At 60.1% G+C, this 23,411-nt stretch carries 26 protein-coding genes; 9 read left to right on the top strand and 17 right to left on the bottom strand.

From position 1 onward, the window contains the following. Positions 1-171: 171 nt before the first annotated feature. The 7 genes from I2I05_RS07755 to I2I05_RS07725 all read right to left on the bottom strand — a co-directional run bounded on the left by I2I05_RS07755 (position 172) and on the right by I2I05_RS07725 (position 6,984). Complete coding sequence (locus I2I05_RS07755) at positions 172-642, bottom strand: phasin family protein (protein WP_196281666.1); 471 nt, start codon at positions 640-642, stop codon at positions 172-174. 258 nt (positions 643-900) lie between these two features. Then, positions 901-1,878: an alpha/beta hydrolase gene (locus tag I2I05_RS07750; RefSeq protein WP_196281665.1), complete on the bottom strand. Its 978-nt coding sequence runs from the start codon at positions 1,876-1,878 to the stop codon at positions 901-903. Between the two features lie 165 nt (positions 1,879-2,043). Further along, positions 2,044-3,207: a lysophospholipid acyltransferase family protein gene (locus I2I05_RS07745; protein WP_196281664.1), complete on the bottom strand. Its 1,164-nt coding sequence runs from the start codon at positions 3,205-3,207 to the stop codon at positions 2,044-2,046. An 87-nt stretch (positions 3,208-3,294) separates the two neighbouring features. Beyond that, complete coding sequence (locus I2I05_RS07740) at positions 3,295-3,963, bottom strand: YggS family pyridoxal phosphate-dependent enzyme (protein ID WP_196281663.1); 669 nt, start codon at positions 3,961-3,963, stop codon at positions 3,295-3,297. An 87-nt stretch (positions 3,964-4,050) separates the two neighbouring features. After that, complete coding sequence (locus I2I05_RS07735) at positions 4,051-5,073, bottom strand: vWA domain-containing protein (protein ID WP_196281662.1); 1,023 nt, start codon at positions 5,071-5,073, stop codon at positions 4,051-4,053. Between the two features lie 95 nt (positions 5,074-5,168). Continuing rightward, positions 5,169-6,080, bottom strand: a complete 912-nt coding sequence (locus tag I2I05_RS07730) for a hypothetical protein (RefSeq protein WP_196281661.1) — start codon at positions 6,078-6,080, stop codon at positions 5,169-5,171. Position 6,081: 1 nt separating this feature from the next. After that, positions 6,082-6,984, bottom strand: coding sequence for a DUF58 domain-containing protein (locus I2I05_RS07725; RefSeq protein WP_230688219.1), 903 nt, complete (start codon positions 6,982-6,984; stop codon positions 6,082-6,084). A 37-nt stretch (positions 6,985-7,021) separates the two neighbouring features. Here I2I05_RS07725 and I2I05_RS07720 point away from each other — a divergent pair, with 37 nt between their 5' ends. Further along, positions 7,022-7,444, top strand: coding sequence for a DUF4296 domain-containing protein (locus I2I05_RS07720; RefSeq protein ID WP_196281660.1), 423 nt, complete (start codon positions 7,022-7,024; stop codon positions 7,442-7,444). Here the strand turns inward: I2I05_RS07720 and I2I05_RS07715 are convergent. From I2I05_RS07715 to egtB, 6 genes are all read right to left on the bottom strand, one after another. Then, complete coding sequence (locus I2I05_RS07715; protein WP_196281659.1) at positions 7,437-7,781, bottom strand: tRNA-binding protein; 345 nt, start codon at positions 7,779-7,781, stop codon at positions 7,437-7,439. The two genes, I2I05_RS07720 and I2I05_RS07715, sit on opposite strands and share 8 nt — an antisense overlap. Positions 7,782-7,812: 31 nt before the next feature. After that, positions 7,813-8,412, bottom strand: a complete 600-nt coding sequence (locus tag I2I05_RS07710; RefSeq protein ID WP_196281658.1) for a DUF922 domain-containing protein — start codon at positions 8,410-8,412, stop codon at positions 7,813-7,815. 120 nt (positions 8,413-8,532) lie between these two features. After that, positions 8,533-9,903 carry an MATE family efflux transporter gene (locus tag I2I05_RS07705; RefSeq protein ID WP_230688218.1) on the bottom strand — a complete coding sequence of 457 codons (1,371 nt, stop codon included), beginning with the start codon at positions 9,901-9,903 and terminating at the stop codon, positions 8,533-8,535. A gap of 105 nt (positions 9,904-10,008) precedes the next feature. Then, entirely contained in the window at positions 10,009-11,151 is a 1,143-nt protein-coding gene (locus I2I05_RS07700; protein ID WP_230688217.1) for a pyridoxal phosphate-dependent aminotransferase, read from the bottom strand. 89 nt (positions 11,152-11,240) lie between these two features. Continuing rightward, positions 11,241-12,203 (bottom strand): L-histidine N(alpha)-methyltransferase, encoded by a 963-nt coding sequence (gene egtD / locus I2I05_RS07695; protein ID WP_196281656.1) that lies wholly within the window; start codon positions 12,201-12,203, stop codon positions 11,241-11,243. 129 nt (positions 12,204-12,332) lie between these two features. Continuing rightward, positions 12,333-13,652 carry an ergothioneine biosynthesis protein EgtB gene (gene egtB / locus I2I05_RS07690; protein ID WP_196281655.1) on the bottom strand — a complete coding sequence of 440 codons (1,320 nt, stop codon included), beginning with the start codon at positions 13,650-13,652 and terminating at the stop codon, positions 12,333-12,335. A gap of 268 nt (positions 13,653-13,920) precedes the next feature. On the opposite strand from egtB, the gene I2I05_RS07685 reads away from it, so the two are divergent. The 4 genes from I2I05_RS07685 to I2I05_RS07670 all read left to right on the top strand — a co-directional run bounded on the left by I2I05_RS07685 (position 13,921) and on the right by I2I05_RS07670 (position 17,071). Beyond that, positions 13,921-14,190: a KGG domain-containing protein gene (locus I2I05_RS07685; RefSeq protein ID WP_196281654.1), complete on the top strand. Its 270-nt coding sequence runs from the start codon at positions 13,921-13,923 to the stop codon at positions 14,188-14,190. Between the two features lie 36 nt (positions 14,191-14,226). Continuing rightward, entirely contained in the window at positions 14,227-15,297 is a 1,071-nt protein-coding gene (locus I2I05_RS07680; RefSeq protein WP_196281653.1) for an o-succinylbenzoate synthase, read from the top strand. 122 nt (positions 15,298-15,419) lie between these two features. Then, positions 15,420-16,631, top strand: coding sequence for an aspartyl protease family protein (locus I2I05_RS07675; RefSeq protein WP_196281652.1), 1,212 nt, complete (start codon positions 15,420-15,422; stop codon positions 16,629-16,631). A 62-nt stretch (positions 16,632-16,693) separates the two neighbouring features. Beyond that, positions 16,694-17,071 (top strand): DUF423 domain-containing protein, encoded by a 378-nt coding sequence (locus I2I05_RS07670; protein WP_196281651.1) that lies wholly within the window; start codon positions 16,694-16,696, stop codon positions 17,069-17,071. Positions 17,072-17,151: 80 nt separating this feature from the next. On the opposite strand, the gene I2I05_RS07665 is transcribed toward I2I05_RS07670, so the two are convergent. The 3 genes from I2I05_RS07665 to I2I05_RS07655 form a co-directional block, all read right to left on the bottom strand. After that, positions 17,152-17,679 carry a DUF1573 domain-containing protein gene (locus tag I2I05_RS07665; protein WP_196281650.1) on the bottom strand — a complete coding sequence of 176 codons (528 nt, stop codon included), beginning with the start codon at positions 17,677-17,679 and terminating at the stop codon, positions 17,152-17,154. A 232-nt stretch (positions 17,680-17,911) separates the two neighbouring features. After that, positions 17,912-19,342, bottom strand: coding sequence for an ATP-dependent DNA helicase (locus I2I05_RS07660; protein ID WP_196281649.1), 1,431 nt, complete (start codon positions 19,340-19,342; stop codon positions 17,912-17,914). Between the two features lie 142 nt (positions 19,343-19,484). Next, positions 19,485-19,931, bottom strand: a complete 447-nt coding sequence (locus I2I05_RS07655) for a PaaI family thioesterase (protein WP_317192329.1) — start codon at positions 19,929-19,931, stop codon at positions 19,485-19,487. Positions 19,932-20,146: 215 nt separating this feature from the next. Between I2I05_RS07655 and I2I05_RS07650 the strand changes: the two genes are divergently transcribed. From I2I05_RS07650 to coaD, 4 genes are all read left to right on the top strand, one after another. Then, positions 20,147-20,734, top strand: a complete 588-nt coding sequence (locus I2I05_RS07650; protein ID WP_230688216.1) for a DUF4126 domain-containing protein — start codon at positions 20,147-20,149, stop codon at positions 20,732-20,734. 120 nt (positions 20,735-20,854) lie between these two features. Beyond that, the gene (locus I2I05_RS07645) at positions 20,855-21,358 is read left to right on the top strand and encodes an NUDIX domain-containing protein (protein WP_196281648.1); all 504 of its coding nucleotides are present in this window, start codon (positions 20,855-20,857) and stop codon (positions 21,356-21,358) included. Between the two features lie 128 nt (positions 21,359-21,486). Next, entirely contained in the window at positions 21,487-22,356 is an 870-nt protein-coding gene (locus tag I2I05_RS07640) for a DUF3822 family protein (RefSeq protein ID WP_196281647.1), read from the top strand. A gap of 10 nt (positions 22,357-22,366) precedes the next feature. Continuing rightward, on the top strand, positions 22,367-22,834 hold the full coding sequence (gene coaD / locus I2I05_RS07635; RefSeq protein WP_196281646.1) for a pantetheine-phosphate adenylyltransferase: 468 nt from the start codon (positions 22,367-22,369) through the stop codon (positions 22,832-22,834). A 117-nt stretch (positions 22,835-22,951) separates the two neighbouring features. On the opposite strand, the gene I2I05_RS07630 is transcribed toward coaD, so the two are convergent. Further along, positions 22,952-23,320: a hypothetical protein gene (locus I2I05_RS07630; RefSeq protein ID WP_196281645.1), complete on the bottom strand. Its 369-nt coding sequence runs from the start codon at positions 23,318-23,320 to the stop codon at positions 22,952-22,954. Positions 23,321-23,411: the final 91 nt, after the last annotated feature.

The raw sequence follows: 23,411 nt of genomic DNA, 5'->3' as shown, positions 1-23,411 counted from the left end.
CCGTGAAAGTAGTGCTACGGCGTGGCATCCGGCAGTGGAGCGAGGTGGGGAACGGGCGAAATCTGGGTTTGAAATAATGCCACAGCAAACCAGCAGCCGGCAGAACCCAAAGCCCTAAAAGCCCCGTTCACATAGCGCAAACGGGGCTTTTTTAAGGGGCAATCGAAATGCCTAGGCTTGGTCGGCAGCGCTGGAAGCCGAAGTAGCGGGCTTCTTGGCAGCAGGCTTTTTGGCCGCACCGGCATTCGCAGCGGCCGATTTCTGAGCCGTGCCAGCGGCAGCGCTCACTTTGTCGGCAGCCTTTTTGGTGGCACCAGCAACCTTGCTCGTGGCGCTGGTCGCGGGCTTAGCGGCAGCCTTGGCGGCCGGCTTTTTGGCGGCGGGCTTGCTTTTGGCTTTGGGTTTAGAATCGCCCAAGCCAACGCTGCCCTTGATGCGCTCGGAGAGGCCCTGGAACTGCTTTTCGAGCTCGGCACGCTTGGTTTCGCCGCTCTTCATCAGGTCGTCAACAATTTTCTTGCCCTCTTCCTGGGTCATCTTGTTGTCTTTCACCAACTTCTCGATGGTGCTTTGCAATGACTTGCTGCCTTGTGCGATGTAGCCAACGCCGGCATTAACGAACTTCTTGAACAAATCTTCCATGATAAGGACAGGATTGGAGGTGAAAAATGAAAACAGGGAAGTAGTTGAAATAAAAGCACTTGCCACATCAAAGTAGTATGCAAGCCGACTATTTCCGATGCAAACCTACGAACACAATGCAATATAGTTGAACGGTGTACGCCGCTTTTTGTGAAAAGTAGCCCTATTTCCTCAAAATCAAGAAATATTTTTCTACGCATCGGTACTTACCCCGAACGTGGCTTCCTTAAAAAACGAAAAACAGAAGCGCCTGATTTCCTACGCCGCCCGGCGCCGAGCCACTGGCCGGCGCGGTTCCGCTGCCGGCCACGCTACCGAGGCAGCCTTGGCGGTGGGCCACATTTGCTCCAGAAAGCTTGCTACCTGGTCCAGCGCCTGCCGCGCCTCGGGCACGATGCGCCAGAACAAATGCCACCAATGTACTAGGCCCTCAAACGGCTGGAGCGTGACTTTGCTGCCCGCGGCCCGGGCTTTATCCACGAATTTCAACACGTCTTCGTAGAGTACTTCGGCCGTGGAAATCTGGATAAGTAGGGGCGGCAAGCCGTGCAAATCAGCCTGCGCGGGCGACAGCAGCGGGTGCATCAAAGGAGTTTTGTGGGCGTAGAGCGGGCCCCAGGTGCGCATTTGCAGCGCTTCGAGCAGGAGTCCCTCTTCCCGAGCCACGCGGCGCAGGGCCGTGATGGGCAGGTTGAGGTCGGTCCAAGGCGAGAGGCCAACGGCAGCGGCCGGCAGGGCCGCGCCGGCATCGCGCAGGGCCAGCACCAAAGCCAGCGCCAGGCCACCACCGGCCGAATCTCCGGCCACCACAATTTCGTGGGGCTGGTGGCCGTGCCGTAATAGCCAGCGATAAGCCCGTTTGGCATCGTCGAGCGCTGCCGGAAACGGATGGTCGGGCGCTTTTCGGTAGTTGATGGTCAGCACGTTGAGGCCGCAGCGATGAGCTAGGCTGCCCACCAGGCTGCGATGGGTGTTGAGCGAACCCAGCACGTAGCCGCCGCCGTGCAGGTAGAGCATTACCCGGGTGGCGTGGGCACCGCGAGGCCGCAGCCACTCCGCTTCCAACCGATTATCCACCTTCAAACTCTCCAAATGCACGTTCCAGGGCATAAACTGGAACATCGAGCCGGCTTCCATGGCTAGGCGCATGGCCCCCACGCTGGGCTTGCGCCGCGCCAATGGCGACGCGGCCGCGGTGAGTAGCTGCTTAAGCAGCAAATGCTGGAAAGAGGGCATTGGGTGGGATTTGTAGAACGGGCAGGTGGGCAAAGGCCGTCATGCAGAGCAAAGCGAAGTACCTCGCTCGCGTAACTAATTCAATACGATAGGTTTACTGCCACACACGAGATGCTTCGCTTTGCTCTGCATGACGGCTTTTTTTTACATGCTTAGGCAGAAAATTCAAGGTTTTTGCCCCAGCTTATTGCCTCGGTATCCTTTGATGGCAAGCGGAATCCAGCCAATCAAGGGAATGAAGTAAGCCAGGGTGATGGGATTGCGCCATAGCATACGCAACCAGGCGCCGGGGCGGTCGAGTTGCATCCGAAAATTTCGACGGCCTTCTTTCACGTACAGACGCTCAAACTCCGTGAACATGGCCGGCCAGGCAAAGGGCAAAAAGAACGGAAAGTAGCGGCGGTTTTCCTTCATGCGCTGCCAGAGCTCACCCCAGCGGTAGGGTTGCTGGCCGTGGGCGGCCACGGCGGCGTCCATCTCGGCCTGCATCTTTTGCCGAATTTGCTCCGACAACGCCGCGTAGTCTTCGCGGGTGTGCTCTTCGGGCTTTTTGGTGGTCAAGTCGGAGGGCCGAATGCGAGTGCCCATCACGAAGACAAGCTTGGCGGGCAGGGCGAGGTAAAACGCCCACGGCTGAATGAGCACCAATAGCAGCAACACCGTGATGGGCAAAAACGGGATGCCGATTTTCTTGGTGTATTTGTTTATCCAGTCCCAGGAATAGGCGTAGGGATTAAGGTATTCGGCGTTGATGGTGTAAAAAGGCACGATATCGGTGCCGTGCTGTAGGCTCAGGCGCACCATGCTGGTAGCCAGGCGCTGGAACTGATACTTGCGATTGAACCCTTTGCCGATGCCGGGCACGCCTTCCGGGTACAGCATCAGGTTGTGGTCCTGGTAATACATCATGGTTTCAAAATTCAGCGTCGTGGCATCCACGCAGCCGCATTTTTTCCAGAATTCCCGCACCAGATACGGATTCATCAGGGCCGTTTGGGAGAGCAGCGGGGCCGAGAGCGGCCGCGGCAAGTCGTGCATTGCCCCGTTCTTTTTGAGGTGGCGCCACAGGTGCGACAGCGCCACGATGGCATCCCAGGGAAAAGCCATGCCCGAGTGGTTGGACGCGAAAATCAGCGGTCGGTCGGGGTTGTTGCGCTGCGGGTAATTTTCGAACCCCACCAGTTCGGACCGAAACCACACCCGGTCGAGCAGTTGCAGGATGTTTTCGTCCAGTGTCTGGGTAAATTCCTCGCGGAAGTAGTCGTTGTAAATGTGCTGATTCGCCTGAATGGCTGGCGGAGGCGACGTGGCGGAAGCGGCAGTGGGCATAAGCAGGAAGCAGCGGATGGAGGAAAGATAGGAGAATTTCTACCGCCGCGCCCGGGGCTCCTGCCCTACTCCGCCGCCCGGCCCCAATCAGCCGCGGCTGCCAAAGATGGCGCTGCCCACCCGCACCAGGGTGCTGCCTTCGGCCACAGCCAAGGCATAATCGCCGCTCATGCCCATCGAAATCTCCCGAAACCCAGGTTGGTCGGCGAAGTAAGCCGTTTTCAGCTGCTGGAAATAGCCTCGCAACTGGCCGAATTCCTGGCGTAACTGGGCTTCGTCGTGCGTGAAGGTGGCCACGCCCATTACGCCGGTGAGGCGCACGTGCTGCAACTGCCGGTAGGCGTCGGAAGCGAGAATTTCTTCGGCCTCGGCCAGCGTCAGGCCTGATTTGGTTTCTTCCCGGGCAATGTGAAATTGCAGCAGTCCGTTGATGACTCGGTGATGCGCAGCGGCGTGCTTGTCGAGTTCCCGCAGCAGCTTGAGGCTGTCGATGCTTTGCACGGTGTGCACGAAAGGCGCCACGAGTTTGGCCTTGTTGGTTTGCAACTGGCCGATGAGGTGCCACTCCACGTCGGCAGGCAGTTGGGGCTGCTTGGCGGCCATTTCCTGGGGCCGGTTTTCGCCAAACATGCGGGCCCCGGCGGCGTACGCCTCCTCCAGCTTCTCCACGGGGTGCGTTTTGGTAACCACTACCAGCCGGGCGGCCGTGCCGGCTAGCTCTTGTTCGATGCGGTGGATGTTATCGGCAATAGACATTCAGGAAGGTTCAGGATTATGAGCTAGACAAACACTACGGGTTCCATAAGCTGAGCTGGCAGGGCAGTATTTAAACGGATTGGGCGGCTAATCCTCCAACGGATTACTCAGGAATGTGCTTTTCAGCGCCAGCCACAGCACCCATAAGGCAATGGCCAGCCACAGATAAGGCAGGTAAAAATCCTTGGTATTGCGGAAGCGCAACTGTTTGATTTCGGACTTTTCGAGCTGGTTTATTTGCTTGAAAACCTCGCGTAAGCCTGCCGTATCGGTGGCCCGGAAAAACTGTCCCTGGGCCGCCGCCGCCAGCTCGCGCATGGTGGTTTCGTCGAGCCGGGTTTGGACGTAGCGAGGCTGGCCCTGGGCGTCCTTGCCGTAGGGCACGAAACCGTCCTTGCCCAGCCCGATGGTGTAGATGCGGATGCCGTAGGCATGGGCCAGGCGGGCGGCCAATTGCGGGTCGAGACTGCCGGCGTTGCTTTCCCCATCCGAAAGCAGAATGCACACCCGCGAGCGCGCCGTGGATTCGCGCAACCGGTTGGTGGCCACGCCTAGGGCAGTGCCGATGGCCGTGCCGTCCAGCTTTATCATACCAAAGCGAAGGCTGGCCAAATGCTCGCGCAACAGGTCGTAGTCGGTGGTGAGCGGGGCCAGCGAGTAGGCTTCGCCGGCAAAGGCCACGAGGCCGAGCCGGTCGCCTGCGCGGGAATTGATGAAATCAGTGGCTAGGCGCTTGGCGGCTTCGAGGCGGTTGGGCAGCAAGTCCTGAATTTCCATCGAGCCCGACACGTCGATGGCCAGCACCAGGTCAATGCCTTGGCCGGACTGTTCTACCCGCTCGTCGGTGCGTTGGGGCCGGGCCAGCGCCACGATAGCGAAGTTGAGCGCCAGGCCCAGCACTACATCGGGCAGAAAACGCAGGAAAGCCACCCAATCCCGCGGCCCCGCCCCGGGACCAAACGCCACCGCCACCCGCGGCCGGCGCCGGGCCAGCGCCCAGCGCAGCACAAACAGCAGCGGCACCAGCAGGATAAGCAGCAGCAGCCGGGGCTCCTGCCACTGGTAGCCGGCCAGCGTAGTGTAGCGCAGAAGGTTAAAAAAGTCGTTCAAGCAACCGCGAAGGTAAGTTGAGGCACCGCACAGTTGGCGGAGAGCCGCAGGGAACTCTGGCTACCACTGTAACTAACGGCGCAGCCTTAACCTATTCACTGACTTACGGAGGCGTAGCGCCGCTCGGCAAAGCCGCGCAGGCGTTGGAAGGCCCGGTCAACCTCTTTGGCATCTTCGGTTTGCAGGTTTCCGTAAATCACTTTGTCCGTGGCACTCAGGGCTTTGCGCACGTCGCTGTCGTTCTCAAAATAGGTCACAATCTCACGCGTGGTGAAGGAACTCAACTCGTTGTTTTCCAAAAGGGCAAGGTAGTTTTTCCACAGCACCACGGCTCGTTCCACATTGGTAGCCGAACGGGACAGTTCGAACCGCTCGACGTGCCGCGCAAACTGGGCCAGAAAATATCCGTGGTTTTTGCGCCGCTTGTAGGCCTGGTAGCGCCGCGTGAGGCGCTGCCGAAACAAGGCCGCACTGCCGGCCAGCAGCAGCAGCACCGCCGCGCTTCCAGCCAGCCAGTATGGGTAGTTAAAAACCGGCTCTACCTGCACCAGCGTCAGGTTTTGGCGCAGTTCGGGCAAGTCGTTGGTTGCCTGGGGCGGGGCCGTGCGCCGTAGCCGCACCCTGCTGGGCGGCGGGGCCAGGCTTAGCGTGTCGGCCCCTTGCAGCACCAGCACGGGCAGCGCCAGGCTCTGCACCGTATCGAGGCGGAAGGTGCGCAGGTGGTAAATGGCGCGGTCGAGGCTGCGGCCGTTGCGGGTGCGCGTTGGGAAGTAGGTTTTGCCCGTGTAGTCGAAAGGCGCAAAGCCCGCCAGCGAATCGGGAAACACCACTTCTAGGTCGGGAGCGTGCTCGTACCGCAGTTCGTAGTCCACGGGCTCGCCCACTAGAATGCTTTTTTGCAAAAAGCGACCCTGCAGGCCCTCAGCAGGCCGGGACTGTGCGGCGGCGCGGGTGCTCAGCAGCACACTCAGCAACAAGAAGGCAAGTAGTCGGGTGGCGTTTATCATCTTACCCACGGCGGCCCGACTGCTGGCGGTGACGAAACAGATTCACGAGTTGCGGCACGAAGTCGCCTTCGGTGCTCAGGGCCAGAAACCCGGTGCGGTTGCGGCGGCAGATGTTCACCAGTTGGGCTTCCTGATAATCGGCATTGGCCTGCACCTGGGCCCGAAAATTTGCGGAGGACGTGTTGACCCAGCGCACTTGCCCGGTTTCGGCATCGCACAGAGGCACAATGCCCACGCCGGGAAAATGACGCTCGCGCGGGGCGAGGGTTTGCACCACAATCAGGTCGTGGCGCTGGGCCAGCATGGTGAGCTCCCGCTCGTAGTTCCCGTCGATAAAGTCCGAAATCAGCACCACCAGCGTGCGGCGCTTGAGCAGCCCCAGTGCCTGCCGAATGCCCGCCCCTACCCCAGTTCGGCGGGAAACGGGCACGAGCGCAAACAGGCGCTGAATGAGGGCGTACGCCACACGCGGGCCTTTGGCGGGGGGCAAATACAGTTCCTTTTGGTCAGAAAAAGCCAACAAGCCCAGCGCCGAACCCTGCCGGGCGGCCGACAACGCAAGCAGGCCCGCAATGTCGCGGGCTACGTCGAGCTTGCGGCGCTGGCCGTCGCCCACGTCCAGCGAGCCGCTCACGTCGAGTAAGACCAGCACTTGCTGCTCCTTCTCCTCTTTGTAGGTTTTCACGAATGTACCGTGCCCCTTGCTGGATACCGCCCAGTCGATGGCGCGCACCTCGTCGCCGTATTGGTAAAGGCGCACGTCATCCACTTCCAGGCCCGTGCCCTTGAATACGGAATGGAAATCACCCTGTAATTGGGCCTCCACAGCCTTGCGGATGCGGATTTCGAGGTGGCGCAGGCGGCGCACCAAGGCGGTCAGGGCCGAAGGCACGGTGGGGTTCATGCAAGCGAAGCTACGGCTTGGGACTAACTTTGCGGCCGTGAAATCATTCCATTGTCGTGGCCTGCGCCTATTAGTTGCCCCGCTCCTACTGGCTATGTCGGCTTGCCAGCGTCCCGAAGAGGCTCCCGCACCTGCCGACCTGCTGCCCAAGGAGCAAATGATATCCCTGCTCACGGACCTACACGTGCTCGAAGCGCGCGTGGAGAGCAGCCGCCTGCACCCCGATTCGGCCCGGGCCCTTTACTTGAGTCAGCACAAGCGGTTGCTCAAGCAAAGCCAGGTCACCGATTCGGCCTTTCAGCGCAGCTACCGGTACTACGGTATTCACGGCAAGGACTTGAACGACATCTACTCGGCCGTGGTCGATACCCTCAATGCGCGTAGCCGGCGAGCCGACCCCGCCTCAGCCATCCCGGGCGCCGGGCGGCCCGCCCCGCTCATCAACGGCCCCATCAGATAAGGCGGCTGCCGTTGGGCACGGGGCTGGCCACGCTGGCCAGCACAATGTGGCCGTCGGCATCGGCAAACCCGGTCACCAGCACTTCGGACCGAAACTTCCCGATTTGCTTGGGTGGGAAATTGACCACCGCCACCACCTGCCGGCCTACCAAGCCGTCGGGACTGTAGTGATGGGTGATTTGGGCGCTTGATTTTTTCAGACCGATTTCGGGACCAAAATCAATCAGCAGTTGATAAGCCGACCGGTGGGCTTCCGGAAACGGGTGGGCCTCGCGGATGGTGCCCACGCGCAAGTCCACGCGCTCAAATTCAGCCCAGGTAAGCAGAGAAGAAGCCATGGACGAAGGTAACGCGCGGCCGCGCTTGGCGCTAAAGCGCGAAGGCCTGCAGTTGCGCCAACTTTATCTGGGTTTGCTTCTCCCAGTACTCCTGGCGCACGGCGTTGAGGCCGTGGTTGGTTTCCATGTCGTAGCGATTCTGCTCCTTGTCCCAGGCGGCGTAAATGCCTTTGGTGATGTTGTTGAACGCCGGCTGCAAGTGCTCGCAATCTATTTTGGCCTGAAAAACCAACAGCTTTTGCCGAAGCAGCCGGGCGTGCACCTCGGTCAGGTCGAAGTGCATCTGCTCGTGGCGCAGGAGTTGGGGCGTGAAGTTCACGGGGTCTCGAAACCAAGAGGAATTGGGGTCGAACGTAGCCTGCACGGTACCGGAGAATACAAAATCGCGGCACGCGGCATTGGCTTTGATGTCGGTGGTGGTCAGCGCGGCCAGCTTTTCGTACGGCTTGGGGCGGCTCTGAAAATCGGCTACCGTGAGCGGGCGCGTCGCCGACCACGCAATGGGCGCCGCAAGGGCGGGCTTGCTGGCTTGCGCAGGGCCTGCGGCGGCTGAAACGGTTTTGCCAGGCTTTGCAGCCGGGCCTTGCAGTAGCGCCACCGCCACCAAAAAGGAGGTTATAATAGAGAGCATAATGGAGACAGTAAACCAGAATAATGCAGAGGAAGCAGTTCCCGCTGGACCTGTCGGGCCGCATATACAAGAATTGCTCCAACGCCACGGTTCACCCGAAGGGTTCCAGTCAGCGGCTCCTTACACGGTGGCCTGCTCTTGCGCAGCAGCGACTGCGGCGGGAAACGTTGGCTCGGTTTCGCGCCGGAAGCGCTGCAGCAGCACCACGGCCACAATGGTGAGGCCCACCAGCAAACCCGTCCACACGCCCGGCGCGCCCATGTGCAGCTTAAAGCCCAAGAAGTAGCCCAACGGCAGCGCCACAGCCCAGTAAGCCAGCAACGCCACCACCGACGGTACCTTCACGTCCTCCAAGCCGCGCAAGGCGCCCAGGCCCACCACCTGCAAGCCATCAGAAACCTGAAACAGAGCCGCAATTAGGAGCAGCGTGCTGGCCTGCGCCACCACTTGCGGGTCGGTGATGTAGACGTACGGCACAATGTGACGGGTCAGAATCAGCAACACCCCCATAGCGCCCATAAACCCAAACGTGAGCCAATACGCGGCAAATCCGGCTTGGCGCGCAGCGCCAAGATTGCCTGCCCCACGTAAGTGGCCCACCCGAATGGTGGCCGCCGCCGCAATACCACTCGCGGCCATGTACGTCATGCTGGCCACGTCGATGGCTACTTTGTGGGCCGCTTCGGTCGTCACGCCCAGCCAGCCCGCCATGAGCAGCGACAGCCCAAAAGCGCCCACTTCCAGGGCCATCTGCACCCCAATCGGCGCACCCAAATCGGCGGCCCGGCGGATGGTGGCTCCGGTGGGCAGCCAGCTTGTTAGGGCGGCCCGCTCGGCACGCAGCCGGCCGGCGTAGAGCACATACGCGGCCATTAATGCGGCCATGAGCCCCCGGGCGATAAGCGTGGCCCAAGCCGACCCCATCATGCCCATTTCCGGCGCGCCCCACCGCCCGTATACTAAGGCGTAGCACAGCAAGCCGTTCACCACATTGGCGAGTATGGACAGCCACATGGCCTGCCGCGTCAGCCCCAAACCGCCCGCAAACTCGCGGAATCCCTGAAACACCATCAGCGGAAACAGCGACAGGCTGATGACTTGCACCCAGGGACCGGCCAGCGCCACCACCTCCGGCGGCTGACCCAACAAGTACATGAACGAGGGCAACAATTGGCCCAGGCCCGCCAGTACCAACCCGGCCAATGCACTCATCCACACAGAGGCCACCAACAAGCGGCCCAGTTCGGGCAAGTCGCGGCGGCCGTTGGCGGCGGCTACCAGCGGCACCACGCCCATGCTCAGACCAATGCCCAGCACCAGCAGCACGCTGGTCGTGCTCACCCCCACCCCAACGGCCGCCAGGGGCACCTTGCCAATGTGGCCGACGACCACCGAATCGACAAAATTTACCAGAACATGGCCCAGCTGCGACAGCATCACGGGGAAAGCGAGCAGCAGCGTGGGGCGCAGATGCGGACGAAGGTTTTCCAACTTAACAATCAAAATCAACCGGCCAACCAGCCGACCTCAAAGGTACGGCGGCTGGTTTTCGCCCCGAAGTTTCGGTTGCGGAGAAGTAGCTGCACTCAGGTTTTCTCAGCCTGGAATTTCCGCCGGCATGGGAAGGCGGGCAAATGTTTCCTGCATGCGGGTTAGCGCTTCTTCCAAGTCGGCCGCGGGCACGGCGTAGGAAAGCCGGGCGAAGCCCGGCGCTCCGCAGGTTGCGCCGTCCACTACTTCCACCCCAGCGGCGGCGAGCAGTTCCACCAAGCGGGCGGAGGCTTCAACGGCCGGCCACTCGGGCGCAAGGAAACGGGTGAAATCAGCAAAAACGTAATAAGTGCCTTCTGGGGCAATGATAGCGGGGGCGCCGGGCAGAGCAGCCAGCCCGGCCAGCAGTTGTGCCCGCGTGGGGGCCAGCTGCGCGCACAAGGCCCCACTTATGCTTTCCGCGTGCTGCGTGGCAGCCAGCGCAGCCGCCTGGGCTGGTGTGGGCGCGGCCGCGCCGGTCCCGAACAGTCGAGCGGCTATTGCTGGCGCCAAGGCCGGAGGCACCACCACGCAGCCTACTCCCCAGCCCGCCAGCGCCAACGATTTTGAGAACCCGCTTACCACCACGTGCCGCTGATGCACGTCGGGCTGCGCCAGCAACGTGGGCACTGCCTCCGGCCCAAAGCAAATGCCTTCGTAAATCTCATCGCTGAGCACCCAGAGCTGCGGAAATTCGTCGGTCACGGCCAGTAGCTCCGTCCATTCGGCCTGAGAATAAACCCGTCCGGTGGGATTGTTGGGGTTGCTGATTATCAGCAACCGGGTGGCTGGGGTGAGGGCGGCCCGCAGCACCTGAGGACGTAGGACGTAGTTATCGGCCGCGGCAAGCGGCAGGGCGCGCAGAGTGCCCCCGGCGCGGCGTACTAAGTCGTCGAAGCCGAACCAGTTGGGCGTTGGCATGAGGACGTCATCGCCGGGTTGCAACAACTCGCTGAGCAATGCAAAAAGTCCGGTTTTGGCCCCGGCCGTCACCAGCACCTGCTCGGCGGTGAGTCCTGTGGCGCCGCGCTGGCGGTAGCGCCGGGCTAAGGCTTCGCGCAATTCCGGCAGGCCAGCCACCGGGCTCACGGCCAGCGGAACATGCTGCCGTTGCGTGCTGGCCAATACCTCAGCCGCCGCTTCCAGGGCTACTGCGGGCACAGCAAAATTCCCATATCCAGAGGCTAGGCTAATGGTTGCCGATGCCATATGTCGTTGCTGAAAAGAAGTAAGTTGTGAATCAATTTTTCAGAAAATCAAACTACTTTCGCCTTAAGAGCGGATTGGAGAGCGCCCGCTTACTCGTGCTGCGTTGCCAATACCACGTCAGCAAAATCACCCGCGGCATCCGTGAACGATTCCACTACCCGCAAACCGGCTTCGGCGGCTAGCTCCTCGATTTGGCGGAGGGTAAACTTATAGGAATTTTCGGTATGAATGACTTCCCAGGCGGCAAATTCGAAGGTTTCGTCCAGCGCTTCAATACGTACTTGCTGCGCGTGGGTGCTCACTAAGTACGAGCGCACCGCCCCGTTCAGGGGGTTGTAGTCGGTGTAGTGCTGCCATTTGGCAAGGTCAAAATCGGCGCCCAATTCTCGATTGAGGCGCGTGAGCAGGTTGAGATTAAAAGCCGCCGTAATGCCTTGGGCGTCGTCGTAGGCGGCACGGATGCGGCGCGGGTCCTTCTGCAAATCGAAGCCAATCAGCAGTCGGTCGGCCGGGGCCAGCGGAAAGGCCAGTTTACGCAGGAAATCCAGTCGGTCCGTCGGGTGGAAATTGCCGATATTGGAGCCCAGAAAAAGCACGGCTTTGCTGCCCGGTCGGGTGCGCAGTTCGGTGAGGGCCGTGGCGTAGTCCGACACCAGTGGCGCCACGTGCAACGCGGGCAATTCCTGCCTGAGCGACTCTACCAGGCCAGTCATCGCCCCTTCCGAAATATCGACGGGGGCGTACGTAAACGCTGTGCCCGCCCGTAGCAATTCGCGCAGCAGCAGCTTGGTTTTGGCCCCGTCGCCCGCGCCCAGCTCCACCAACGCAAACGCCCCTCCGGCCTGCGGACTCAGCGCCGCGGCCAAAGCGGCCCCGTGTTCCCGGAAGATGGAAAATTCGGCGCGGGTGGGGTAATACTCCGGCAGCTTCATTATTTGCTGGAACAGCTGGCTTCCGATGTCGTCGTAGAAATACATGGACGACAGCGTTTTCGGGGTCCGACGCAGCCCTTCGGCCACGTGCTGCGCGAGCTCACTTGCTACATTTATCATTTACTGATTTCTTTAATTCCCAACCCACCAGCTTCTTTTTCTATTCTTAAGAGTTGCTGGCACTGAATTAGCTGCTTTTTTTTGTGCGGAAATACTCCGATTGCCAACTTGTAACTACTTGCGTACCGTTTACTCGCTTAGGGAGCGGGCCAGGCGGATGCCGGTAAACTGCCAGCGCTTGTCGGCGTGAAAAAAATTGCGGTAGCTGAGGCGAATGTGGCTTTCCGGCGTGGCGCAGGAGCCCCCGCGCAGCACCAGCTGGTTTACCATAAACTTGCCGTTGTACTCGCCCAAGGCGCCCGCGGCCCGCTGGTAGCCGGGGTAGGCATGGTAGGCCGAATAGGTCCACTCCCAGCAGTCGCCGAGGAGCTGGTGGCAGGCGGTGGGGTCGGCATCGGCGGGCACGGGCTGAGGGTCCAGCACGTTGCTCTCCAGCCAGGTGCCCTCCGCGGTGCTGGCCCCAAAATGCCGGGCAGCCGTTTCCCATTCGGCTTCGGTGAGTAGGCGCGCGCCGGCCCAGTTGGCATACGCATCGGCTTCGTAAAAACTGATGTGGGTGACGGGCGCCAGCGGGTTCAGGGCTTGCAAGCCGTGGTGCGTAAACCGGTGCCAGCAGCCTTCTTTTTGCATCCAATACAGCGGTGCTTCCCAGCCCTGCGCCTGGGCCAGGTCCCAGCCCTCGCCCATCCAATACCGAAAGTCGCGGTAGCCTCCCGTCTCCATAAAGGCCAGGTACTCAGCATTGGTTACCAGCCGGTTTTGCAATTCAAAAGGCGCCAACAGTACTTCGTGGGCCGCCAGCTCATTATCAAAGCAAAAGCCGGTTTCCCGAAAGCCAATGCGATGAATACCACCCGGCACGGCCAGCCACGCAGCCGCACCAGAAGCAACTGCTTCAACTTCCTCTCCTTCAAGCAGCGACTCTGCAGCCAGATAAGCCGGCGCCAATGGGCTGGTGCTGAGAATGTATTTGATGTCCGTAGCCAGTAGTTCTTGGTGTTGCTGCTCGTGCTGGAGGCCCAGTTCTAGCAGTTCGTAAAAAGTGGTGGGCAACTCGTCGGTTTCGGTCAGCAGCGCCTCCAAAGCGGCATCGACGTGGGCCCGGTAGGCCAGCACATCGGCCAGGGCCGGGCGCGAGAGCGTGCCACGGTCAGCGCGGTTCACGCGCGAACCCAGGGAGTTGTAGTAGGAGTTGAACAGAAAAGCGTATTCGGGGTGGAATAGCTGGTAGCCGGGCACGTACTCTTTCAGCAGAAACGTTTCCCAAAACCAAGTGGTGTGGGCCAGGTGCCATTTGGGGGGGCTCACATCGAGCATGGGCTGCACCACCGTGTCTTCGGGGAGCAGCGGGGCACACAGGGCCTGGCTCTGCGCCCGCACGGCCCGGTAGCGCGCCAACCAGGATTGCGCGACGCGAACAGCTGAGGGAAAAGCTTGAATCTCGGACATAAGACGTAACAAAAGGGGAACCACAGCACTAACCGGATTAGCAGGCCGGAGGTTGCGTTGCGCGTAAACCCGGCATTTCACGCAACCCTAAGCCAAGGAGGAGATAAACACGCAGAGCCCGACTGTGAAGTACGTACAAGCTCTTCCGTAGAAAGTGGTATTTACGCCCATTTTCGACCTAAATCACAACTAAACAGGCATGTTAGAGTAGGATTACCACCAGATAGTATTACACTTGCACCATACTTAACCTTCTTTCAATATTCCTATGGCTTCTTCAATTTCTAACATCGCCAATTCAGCGGCCGCGGCTGCCAAATCGTCCACCCGCCCTGCTAACCGTGTGGGAACTAAGAGCCGTCGCGGTTTTGCGGCCATGAGCCCCGAGACCCAGCGTCGCATCGCCAGCGAAGGCGGCAAAGCTTCCCATGCCAGTGGCCGCGGCCACCGCTTCTCGGCCGAAGAGGCCCGCGACGCAGGCCGAAAGGGTGGCTTGGTAAGTCGCCGTGGCAAGACCAACGCCACCGCCAGCAAGTAGCACAGCCAAGCGCCGCCAGCCGCGCATCTTTGCGGCATGCTTCGTCTCCGCTTTACGCACCGCGCGCTGCGCTTCAACTTCCCGGCCCGTACCTCCCGCGGGGCCTTGGCCGAACACGTGGCCTGGTACCTGCACCTAGCCGACGATGCCGCTCCGGCGGTAGTTGGCATCGGCGAAGCCGCCCCCTTGGCCGGCCTCAGCCCCGATTTTGTCCCCACATTTCCAATCGCAGTAGCTCAGCTCTGCGAACGGTTCAATGCCGGAGCATTTGCCACCTTCGCGGCGGCCGATGCTCCGGCATTTGTGGGTCCGGGGTATCCGTCGCTGGTTTTTGCCCTCGAAACCGCGGCCCTCGACTTGGCCGGCGGCGGGCACCGCCAGCTTTATGCGAACCCCTTCAGCCAAGGGCGGGCCCCTCTACCCATCAACGGCTTGGTGTGGATGGGCGACGCGCCCTTCATGCGCGAGCAGATTCAGCAAAAACTGGCCGCCGGGTATTCCTGCCTTAAGCTTAAAATAGGAAGCCTGGATTTTGATACTGAACTGGCGCTGCTGGCCGAAATCAGGGCCGTGGCCGGCCCCGACCAGCTCATGCTGCGGTTAGACGCCAACGGCGCGTTCGCGCCTGCCGATGCCCCCCGGAAATTAGAGCAGCTGGCGGCATTTCAGGTGCACTCCATCGAGCAGCCCATTGCCGCCGGCCAACTCCCGGCTCTGGCGGAACTGTGCCGCACATCCCCCATCCCCATTGCGCTCGATGAAGAGTTAATCGGAGTGAGCGACCTTACTCAACAAACCGCATTACTGGATGCGGTGCGCCCCACCTACATTGTGCTCAAGCCCACGCTGCTGGGCGGCCACGCCGCCACCCGCCGCTGGATTGCCCTGGCCGAGGCACGCGGCCTTGGCTGGTGGATTACTTCGGCCCTGGAATCCAATATTGGCCTCAATGCCGTGGCGCAGCTCACGGGCGAGTACGACGTGCGAGGCTTCGCGCAGGGGCTGGGCACGGGCCAATTATACCATAACAATATAGCTGCGCCTCTTTATATTGAGCACGGCAGCCTCCGCTTCGACCCCCACGGCCCCTGGGAACCATGCGACTAAAGCAGCGCAGTTAGGTAAAGGCGCTGCTTATTCGCTTTATTTACCGGTCCGGTTTCGCTCTGTTTTCTATGTTGGCCCTGCGTTTTGTGTGTTTGCTTGTTTTCCTAAGCTTTTGCTGGGATATGGGCCGCCCCGCGCAGGCCCAAACCGGCCAGGAACCGGCGCCGTTTGTGTTGGCGAACAGCCGGCGGCGGAGCGTTCGGGTTCCCATTCAGCTTCAGCGCAACCTCCTGGTGGTAAGCGCGCGGCTTAATAATTCCGGCCCGTACAATTTTTTGCTGGACACCGGCGTCAACACGTCCATTATTACGTCCCCCAGCCTGGCCGATTCGCTGCGAATGCGGCAGGGCGAGAAGTTTCGAGTGGTAGGTGCGGGCGGGGCCAGCACCGGGCTGCTGGCCTACCAAACCGACAGCATCCGGGTGGAGATTCCCGGCGCAATTGCGGCCCACATGTCGTGGTTGGTTATTTCGGAAGACGTGCTGAACCTATCCGGCTACATCGGCATGCCCATTCACGGCATCTTGGGGTCGGAGCTGTTTCGCAGCTTTGTGGTAACGCTCCGGCCCGAACAGGGCGAAATCCTGCTCAGCAATCCGGCTACATATAAAGCCCCAAGCGGGAAAAATTGGGCCGCTATCCCGCTGTCGTTGGAGAACAACAAAGCCTACATCACCACGCCCGTCAAGGTCACTGATTCGCTCACATTACCACTTAAGCTGGTATTGGACACCGGCGCCAGCCATGCACTATCGATTGAAATAGATTCTGACCCACGCCTTAAACTCCCTGCGCAACGCCTTTCCGCTGACCTTGGCCGCGGGCTTACGGGCCTAGTCGAAGGCTACCTCGGTCGAGTGCCTGAATTACAGTTGGGCCGCTATACTATGCGCTCGGTGCTCACTTCTTATCCCAACGCCGCCGATGTGCATCGCCGCATTGAGATTCCGCGCAATGGAAACATCGGCTACGAACTTCTCAAGCGCTTTTACCTCGTCGTCGACTACCCTAACCGGCGGTTGCTGTTGAGGCCTAACACCAGATTCCGCGAACCTTTTGAGCACGACATGTGCGGCATCGAATTATTGGCGACCGGTCCAAAGTACCGGCGGTTTTTCGTGCTACGCGTCATGGCCAATTCCCCCGCCGAAGCCGCCGGCTTAGCCGTTGACGATGAGCTGATAAGTATCAACTTTACTCCGGCCAATGCTTACTCGCTTACCCAACTCGACCGCATGTTGCACTCTGAAGACGGCCGGGCTTTGTTTATGGTACTGCGGCGGCGCAACGGCAACCTGCATACCGCTTCCGTGCGCCTGAAGCGGCAAATCTGACGGCCGCACCGTGGCATCGGTCCGTACCTTCGGCGCAACTTCTTCTCTTTTTCTCTTTTTCAATGACTGCTCGCCTTCTCCTTCAACTTGCGGCCCTGCTCGGGGGCCTGGGCGTGGCCATCGGCGCATTTGGCGCCCATGGCCTGCGCGAAACCCTGGAAAAATCCGGCCGCTTCGACACCTTTGAAACCGCGGTTCGCTACCAGTTTTACCACGCACTGGCGCTTTTGGCCATTGGCGTTCTGTGGGCCGTGCGGCCCGAACTGCGGGCGCTGGGCACCACGGGCTGGCTCTGGGTGGGAGGCATTATCATTTTCAGCGGCTCGCTTTATGCGTTGTGTTTCACAGGCATCACCAAGTTGGGGGCGGTGGCACCCATCGGCGGGCTGCTGCTGCTGGGCGGCTGGCTTAGTTTACTGCTGGCCGTGCGCAAGCTGTAGCCGCTACAAAACCTGACTACAGAAAAAGGGCTATCCGCAGTGCGGATAGCCCTTTTTCTGTAGCAGCAATGGGTGAAAGCTTACTTCACTTTGGCTTTGAATTTTGAATCGGTGGTCTTTTCTTTTACTTTTTTACCAGCAGTTGGCGTGGCAGTTGTGGCATCAGCGCGGGCATCCGAAGTAGCCGAGGCCGAAGGCTCTTTCACTTCGCCTACCAGCGAAACGGTGGTGCTGCCGGCGGGCGAATTGGACTCGATGGTCAGCACTTTGTTCTGCATGCCGATTTTGCCGGCCGTGTTGAAGTGGGCACTGATGGTGCCGGTTTTGCCGGGCATCACCGGCGTTTTGGTCCACTCGGGAGTGGTGCAACCGCAGCTCACGCCAATGTTGGAAATCACGAGGGGAGCCGTGCCTGTGTTTTTGAATTTGAAGGTATGGTCAACCACACCGCCCTGGGCTACCGAACCAAAGTCATATTTCGACTCTTCGAACGTGATGGCGGGACCGGCAACCGGGCCAACTGCTTTAGCGGCGGGCTTGGCAACCTGGGCTTGCGCAGAGTAAGCGGCAGCGGTCAGGCTCAGGGCGAGAAGCAAGGTTTTTTTCATGAGGCGGAAAAAAATAATAAGAATGAGAAGAGTTCGCGGAAAAAGTTGGGATGAACAAATTTACTGGTTCCGGGCCGACACGCAAATTTACGACCAAACTGCCCCGGCGGCCCCCAAGGCGCACCGAAGGTACGCTCTTAACCAATTCATTAGCCTTAAGATTCTGCGAAAGAAAAGATTACTGTAAAATTTATGTATTGAGCGCTTTAGACGGTTGACTTAATCTGCTACTTCACTCTTCCTCAGGCACGTCGCTCAAAAGCTTGGGCTGAAAGTTCAGCAAAAACAACCGCTCCGACGCCCGCGTGATGGCCGTGTACAGCCACCGCGCAAACTCACCCGCCAACGGCTCGTCGGGCTTCAAAAAACCGTGGTCAACGAACACGGCCTGCCACTGCCCACCCTGCGCCTTGTGGCAGGTCAGGGCGTAGGCAAACTTCACTTGCAGCGCATTCAGGTACGGGTCTTTGCGCATTTCCTTGTAGCGCTCGGCCTTGGTTTTCAGGTGCGCGTAGTCTTCGCTCACGGCCATATACAAGGCGTTGTTGCGGTCCGAAGGCAAGGCCGGGCTTTCGGTGTGCAGGGTATCGAGTAGCAGCTTTACTTCGATTTCGGGCTCGTCTGGGTAATCCACGAGCCGGACCTGGGCCTGGGCAAAATGAAAACCGTACACTTCCTCGCGCCGAATGATTTTGCTGATTTGCAGGAAGTCGCCGTTGGCCAGAAAGCCAATTTCGGAATCCTTGGGCAGCCAGAAGTAGTTGTTGCGCACCACCATCAGATAGTCGCCACCCTCAATCTCCTCCTCGGCATCGAACAACGCCCGCCGAATGAGCTGGTTATACTGGTTGGCATTGCGATTGGAGCGGCAGATGATGGTCGTGTTTTCGTGCCCAAAATTGCGGTACGCCCAGCGCAAGCCGTCTTCCAGCTTGTCGCCGCCCATCTTAAAGATGTCACCGTAGCCTTTGGTATGGAGCTGAATATTGGGCACTTCCTCGCGCAGCTCTTCGCGCAGTTCCGTAGCATTCACCAGAATGCCCGATTCCTGGGCCTGACGCATTACTTGCCGCAGCTCCACGCTGCCCACGGTGGCCCGGAAGCGGTGGGCCAGCAACTCGGGGTCGAGGGCCGGACTCAGGAGTTGGCCCACGGGCGGCAGCTGCGCCGTGTCGCCGATGAGCAGGAGCTTGTTGCTGGTTTTCTCGAACACAAACCCCATCAAGTCGTCCAGCAAACCGCTTTCGCCAAAGGCTTTCTCGTCCGAAATCATCGAGGCCTCGTCCACGATGTACAGCGTTTGCTCGGTGCGGTTGGGCTGGCGCTGGAAATTGAGCCGTTCGGAAGGCGAGCCGGAGGTCTGGCGGTAGATTTTCTTGTGGATGGTGCTGGCGGGCACGCCTGCGTAGCCGGCCATCACCTTGGCAGCGCGGCCGGTGGGGGCCATCAGCGTGTATTTGCGCTGGAGCTTGTGCAGCCACTGTACCAGGGCGCTGACCACGGTGGTTTTGCCCGTGCCCGCATAGCCACGCAGCACAAAAACCTTACGGCCCGGCAGGTCGTCGCGCAAAAACGCATCAAGTTGCGTGAATAGCTGAGCTTGGTCGTCGGTGGGCTCGTAAGGAAAATAGTCGCGAACGGACGGGGTGCGAAGTTTTAACATATGTTTCGTAAATCCTGCTTCACGCTCAAAATAGGGATAAGCACCGCCGCCGTTGAAGATTCCACGTTGAGCTCAGTCATCTCAGAGTCCGCGGGGCTAAAAGGTCCGCTCACCTAACCTCTGGTGCGTTTTCATTTTTTGGTTACTGCGGCTCAATCACCGCCATGGTGGCGCTGGCCTTGGCAATTAGCAAGTCATCGCACCACACTTCGGCTTCGCAGAATTGCAGGCGCCGGCCGGCTTTCAACACCCAGCCGATGGCTTTTAATTTCTGCCCGACGCCGGGATGCAGGTAGGAGATTTTCAAATCGGAGGTCACCAGCCCGAAATGGTCGGGAATGAGGGTGACGCCGGCAAAGCCGGCCACCAAATCGGCCAGGGTGGCGATGAGGCCGCCGTGGGCAAAACCGCGCTGCTGCTGGTGCTGCTCGCCCATGACGAGCTCCGCTTCGACCCGGCCGGGGGTTATCACCGTCAAATCGGCCCCGATGAGGTGCATGAAGCGCTGGCGGGTGAGCTTGCGGCGGATGCGGACTTCGAGTTCGGCGGCAGTATCGGCCGAGGCGACTTTTTCTGAGTTAATAGACACTGAAAACGTTTATGTTTGCTGAGGTACCCGGGCTGGGCCAACTATTGGGCCCGGCACTGGCACCGCTTTCTGTTTTGGTTTGATTCGAAAACCTGCTTACTGGCCCCCAGAATGGCTTTGCGGCCACGACAAACGCCATTAGCAGATAGATACCCAAAGGTACTGGCTTCGGGGCGGGCGCCTGCCTTCATCCTTCACATTAGCTCCTTAAGCAGATGGACCAATTGCCAATGATGCAGTTTCTGGTGGCCGGCGCGCTGGGCCTCGGGCTGGCCGCTTCCAGCGGGTTCCGAGTGTTTGTGCCCTTGCTGGCGGCCAGTCTGGCTTATCATTTCGACTACATGACGCCCGCCTCAGGATTTGCGTGGCTGGGTAGCTGGCCGGCCCTGATTACCCTGGCCACGGCCACTTTGGTGGAAATAGCGGGCTATTATATCCCGGTTGTCGACCACTTCCTCGATACGCTCACCACGCCGGCGTCCTTCGTTGCCGGCACCATTCTCATGACGTCGGCCCTGCCCCACCTCGACCCCACCCTGCGCTGGACGCTGGGCGTGCTGGTAGGCGGCGGCACGGCCGGCATCATTCAAACCGGTACGGCGCTGCTGCGAGGGGCTTCGGCCGTCACCACCGGGGGCCTCGGCAACCCCGTGGTGGCCACAGCGGAAAACGCGCTGGCCGTGGGCGGAGTAGCTTTTACGCTGCTGCTGCCGCTGGTGGCGGCGGGCGTGGTGCTGCTGCTCCTGGTATTCATGCTGAGCCAACTGGGCCGCTGGCGGGCCCGGCGGCGCATGCGTATTTAACGGGGGCCGCGGCTTGGGCTTTCTTTTCGCAGTTGAATTAAAACAATGTCAGCAGCCTGCCGTTAGCCGTACAACACCGGGCGCCGATTTCTAACTCCGCTGGGGTGCCCGACCACCACCATGCCTACTTCGATTATTACTTCTCCCGATGCCCTGCTTCAGGCTTACACTGGCCAGGTGCGGGTCCGGGTGGGGGGGCTGCTGTTGCGCGACGGCGCCATTCTGCTGGCGGCCCACCGCGGACTGCTGGCCAATGGCGAACCTTTTTGGTCGCCACCGGGCGGCGGCTGGCAGTTTGGCGAGAGCATTCGCGAGGCCTTGGTCCGGGAATTCCACGAGGAAACGGGCTTGAACGCAACGCCAGGCCGTTTTCTGCACCTCCACGAATTCGCTACCGATAAATTGCAAGCCCTTGAGCTGTTTTTTGAGGTGGTGAACGAGGAACAAGCCCAGCCCGTCCTGGGGCACGACCCCGAGCATTCCGCAGACCGGCAATTGCTCACGGAATTGGCTTGGTTCACCCCGCGTCAGCTCATGCAACTACCATCGGCTCAAGTACATCCGGTGCTGCGCATGGTGCTCAGTGTCGACGACGTATTCGTGCCGCAGACCCATTTCGCCTAGCGCGTACGCATTGGGCTGACCCAGGTTTTCCGTTTGCATTTTCGATTCTTGCGTTCGGAGTGCTTCATTCTTCATGAAGCGAGGCATTATCTTTAGCCCCGGCCATTGCGCCCGTTTAGCTTCGATTTGTGCCTGCCTCTGCTGCTTCTTCTGCTTCCACGGCTGCGCCGTCTTCCCACCTGCGCTTGCGCGACGAGACGTTTGACCCCGCCAACCCCGCCGCTTACAACCTGTACTTGCTGGCTGGGCCCTCCCGCCTCTACCTTGCGGCTGCCGATGTGGAACGCAACAAGTTCGTGGCCCTTGAAGAGTATCCGCTAGCCGCCGGGGGCGTGCCGGCCCTGGCCGCGCAGCACGATTTTTTGAACCAGCGCGGCTGGAACGCGGTGCGGCTAGCCGTCACGGGCCGGGCCTTCACGCTGCTGCCAGCGCCCCTGTTCCGGCCCGGCGACGAAGCTGCGGCCCTGCGCCTGCACCACACCCTCACGCCCACCGAAACCGTGCGCCACACCACCCACCCCGGCATGGAACTGGTGAACGTGTTCGCCGCTGATGCGGCGCTGGCCGACTGGCTGGCCGCCACCCACGGGTCCACGGGCCGCATGCTGCACCACACCAGTGCGCTGCTAGCGGGCCTCGTGCATCAGCGGGGAGCCGCAGCCCCCCGCCGCCTCTACCTCAACCCCGGCCAGCAGGAGCTGACGCTGGTGGTGATGGGCCAGCACCTGGAGTACTGCAATGTTTTTCCTTGCACCACGGCCGAGGATGTTGTCTACTACACCATTCTCGTGATGCAGGAGCTCAACCTAGACCCCGACCAAGATGAAGTTACCGTTTGGGGCGAGTTGATGCCTGATTCCGCGATTTTCAGCTTGCTGCGCACCTATTTGCGCAACGTCCGTTTTGGCCCCCGGCCCGGCAACGTGCAATACAGCTACCGACTCAACGACGTGTTTGAGTACCGTTATTTCGACTTATTCGGCCTGCACTTTGCGTAAAGGTTTGCCCATGCCCCGCATTGCCGTTTTTCCCGGTTCCTTCGACCCTTTCACCAACGGCCACCTCGACGTGGTACAGCGTGGGGTAGCTTTGTTCGACGAGGTTATCGTGGCCATTGGCACCAACAGCAGCAAGCAACGCTACCTGCCTATTGAGCAAATGCAAGACCTTATTGCTGCCGTATTTCGGGACGAGCCACGGGTTTCGGTACGCACCTTTCAGGGGCTTACGGCAGAGTTTGCCCGCGAAGTTGGGGCCCATTTCCTGTTGCGGGGCCTGCGAAACAGCCCGGATTTTGAGTACGAAAAGCCCATTGCCTACGGCAACCAGCACGTGAACCCGGGCTTGGAAACCGTGTTTCTACTAACCTCCCCCACGTTGGGAGCCATCAGCAGCACCATCATCCGGGACATTCACCGTTTTGGCGGCAATGTGGATGCTTTTTTACCCTTTTCGTTGCCACCGCTCGCAAAGTAGCAGCCTAGCTTCGTGCTAGTAAAACGTAGGTAACAGGGCCTGTGCTTGCCGGAAGAGGGCACCCACGCCGAGCCTTTTCGACGGCCACTTGACCCAATTTGTTGCGTCTGTAGCGCCTCAATAACGAATGGCTTGTTGGCCCACTGCGGTCGCAATCACGCGTATGCCCAGCAAACGGCTGAGGTGATGCTCTTCAAAAACCGGCAGCACCAAATAATCGTCATCCCCAAGCTGCAAGTTGGCGCTGCTCATTAGCTGCTGCTCGTCGGTACCTAGCAGCAACAGGTTGCTCACCTGGCCCGTTCGGTAGTCATAAGAGGCAATGAGGGACAATCCTTGGTACCGAAAAAGCGCAGAAGAATCTATCCTTTCGTCGGTTTTGGCCAAAGGCGCCAGCACCGGGTCAATAAATCCATGCGGTACTGGCATTTGAGGACCCAGCCGCTGGCCCAATTCGCCAATCGGCAAACTGAGCAAGCTGGGCACATTTAGCACAGGCTTGTTCCGAACGGCCTTGGCTACTACACCTACTGGCTGGGTATGCGGGGGCTCATGAGCGCCGGAACAAGCACCCATG

This window comes from Hymenobacter jeongseonensis (genome assembly GCF_015694725.1).
GTDB lineage: Bacteria > Bacteroidota > Bacteroidia > Cytophagales > Hymenobacteraceae > Hymenobacter > Hymenobacter jeongseonensis.
The sequence above is the reverse complement of the archived record's forward strand: the minus strand, read 5'-3'. Positions and strand labels throughout refer to the sequence as shown.

Bases quoted from the DNA above. Each gene is read 5' to 3' on its own strand.
- I2I05_RS07740 (WP_196281663.1), bottom strand. From the start codon at position 3,963: ATGTCTATTGCCGATAACATCCACCGCATCGAACAAGAGCTAGCCGGC.
- I2I05_RS07715 (WP_196281659.1), bottom strand. From the start codon at position 7,781: ATGGCTTCTTCTCTGCTTACCTGGGCTGAATTTGAGCGCGTGGACTTG.
- I2I05_RS07650 (WP_230688216.1), top strand. From the start codon at position 20,147: ATGGACCAATTGCCAATGATGCAGTTTCTGGTGGCCGGCGCGCTGGGC.
- I2I05_RS07675 (WP_196281652.1), top strand. From the start codon at position 15,420: ATGGGCCGCCCCGCGCAGGCCCAAACCGGCCAGGAACCGGCGCCGTTT.
- I2I05_RS07730 (WP_196281661.1), bottom strand. From the start codon at position 6,080: ATGATAAACGCCACCCGACTACTTGCCTTCTTGTTGCTGAGTGTGCTG.
- I2I05_RS07700 (WP_230688217.1), bottom strand. From the start codon at position 11,151: ATGGCATCGGCAACCATTAGCCTAGCCTCTGGATATGGGAATTTTGCT.
- I2I05_RS07670 (WP_196281651.1), top strand. From the start codon at position 16,694: ATGACTGCTCGCCTTCTCCTTCAACTTGCGGCCCTGCTCGGGGGCCTG.
- egtB (WP_196281655.1), bottom strand. From the start codon at position 13,652: ATGTCCGAGATTCAAGCTTTTCCCTCAGCTGTTCGCGTCGCGCAATCC.
- I2I05_RS07725 (WP_230688219.1), bottom strand. From the start codon at position 6,984: ATGAACCCCACCGTGCCTTCGGCCCTGACCGCCTTGGTGCGCCGCCTG.
- coaD (WP_196281646.1), top strand. From the start codon at position 22,367: ATGCCCCGCATTGCCGTTTTTCCCGGTTCCTTCGACCCTTTCACCAAC.
- I2I05_RS07755 (WP_196281666.1), bottom strand. From the start codon at position 642: ATGGAAGATTTGTTCAAGAAGTTCGTTAATGCCGGCGTTGGCTACATC.
- I2I05_RS07680 (WP_196281653.1), top strand. From the start codon at position 14,227: ATGCTTCGTCTCCGCTTTACGCACCGCGCGCTGCGCTTCAACTTCCCG.
- egtD (WP_196281656.1), bottom strand. From the start codon at position 12,203: ATGATAAATGTAGCAAGTGAGCTCGCGCAGCACGTGGCCGAAGGGCTG.
- I2I05_RS07665 (WP_196281650.1), bottom strand. From the start codon at position 17,679: ATGAAAAAAACCTTGCTTCTCGCCCTGAGCCTGACCGCTGCCGCTTAC.
- I2I05_RS07645 (WP_196281648.1), top strand. From the start codon at position 20,855: ATGCCTACTTCGATTATTACTTCTCCCGATGCCCTGCTTCAGGCTTAC.
- I2I05_RS07685 (WP_196281654.1), top strand. From the start codon at position 13,921: ATGGCTTCTTCAATTTCTAACATCGCCAATTCAGCGGCCGCGGCTGCC.
- I2I05_RS07750 (WP_196281665.1), bottom strand. From the start codon at position 1,878: ATGCCCTCTTTCCAGCATTTGCTGCTTAAGCAGCTACTCACCGCGGCC.
- I2I05_RS07660 (WP_196281649.1), bottom strand. From the start codon at position 19,342: ATGTTAAAACTTCGCACCCCGTCCGTTCGCGACTATTTTCCTTACGAG.
- I2I05_RS07745 (WP_196281664.1), bottom strand. From the start codon at position 3,207: ATGCCCACTGCCGCTTCCGCCACGTCGCCTCCGCCAGCCATTCAGGCG.
- I2I05_RS07710 (WP_196281658.1), bottom strand. From the start codon at position 8,412: ATGCTCTCTATTATAACCTCCTTTTTGGTGGCGGTGGCGCTACTGCAA.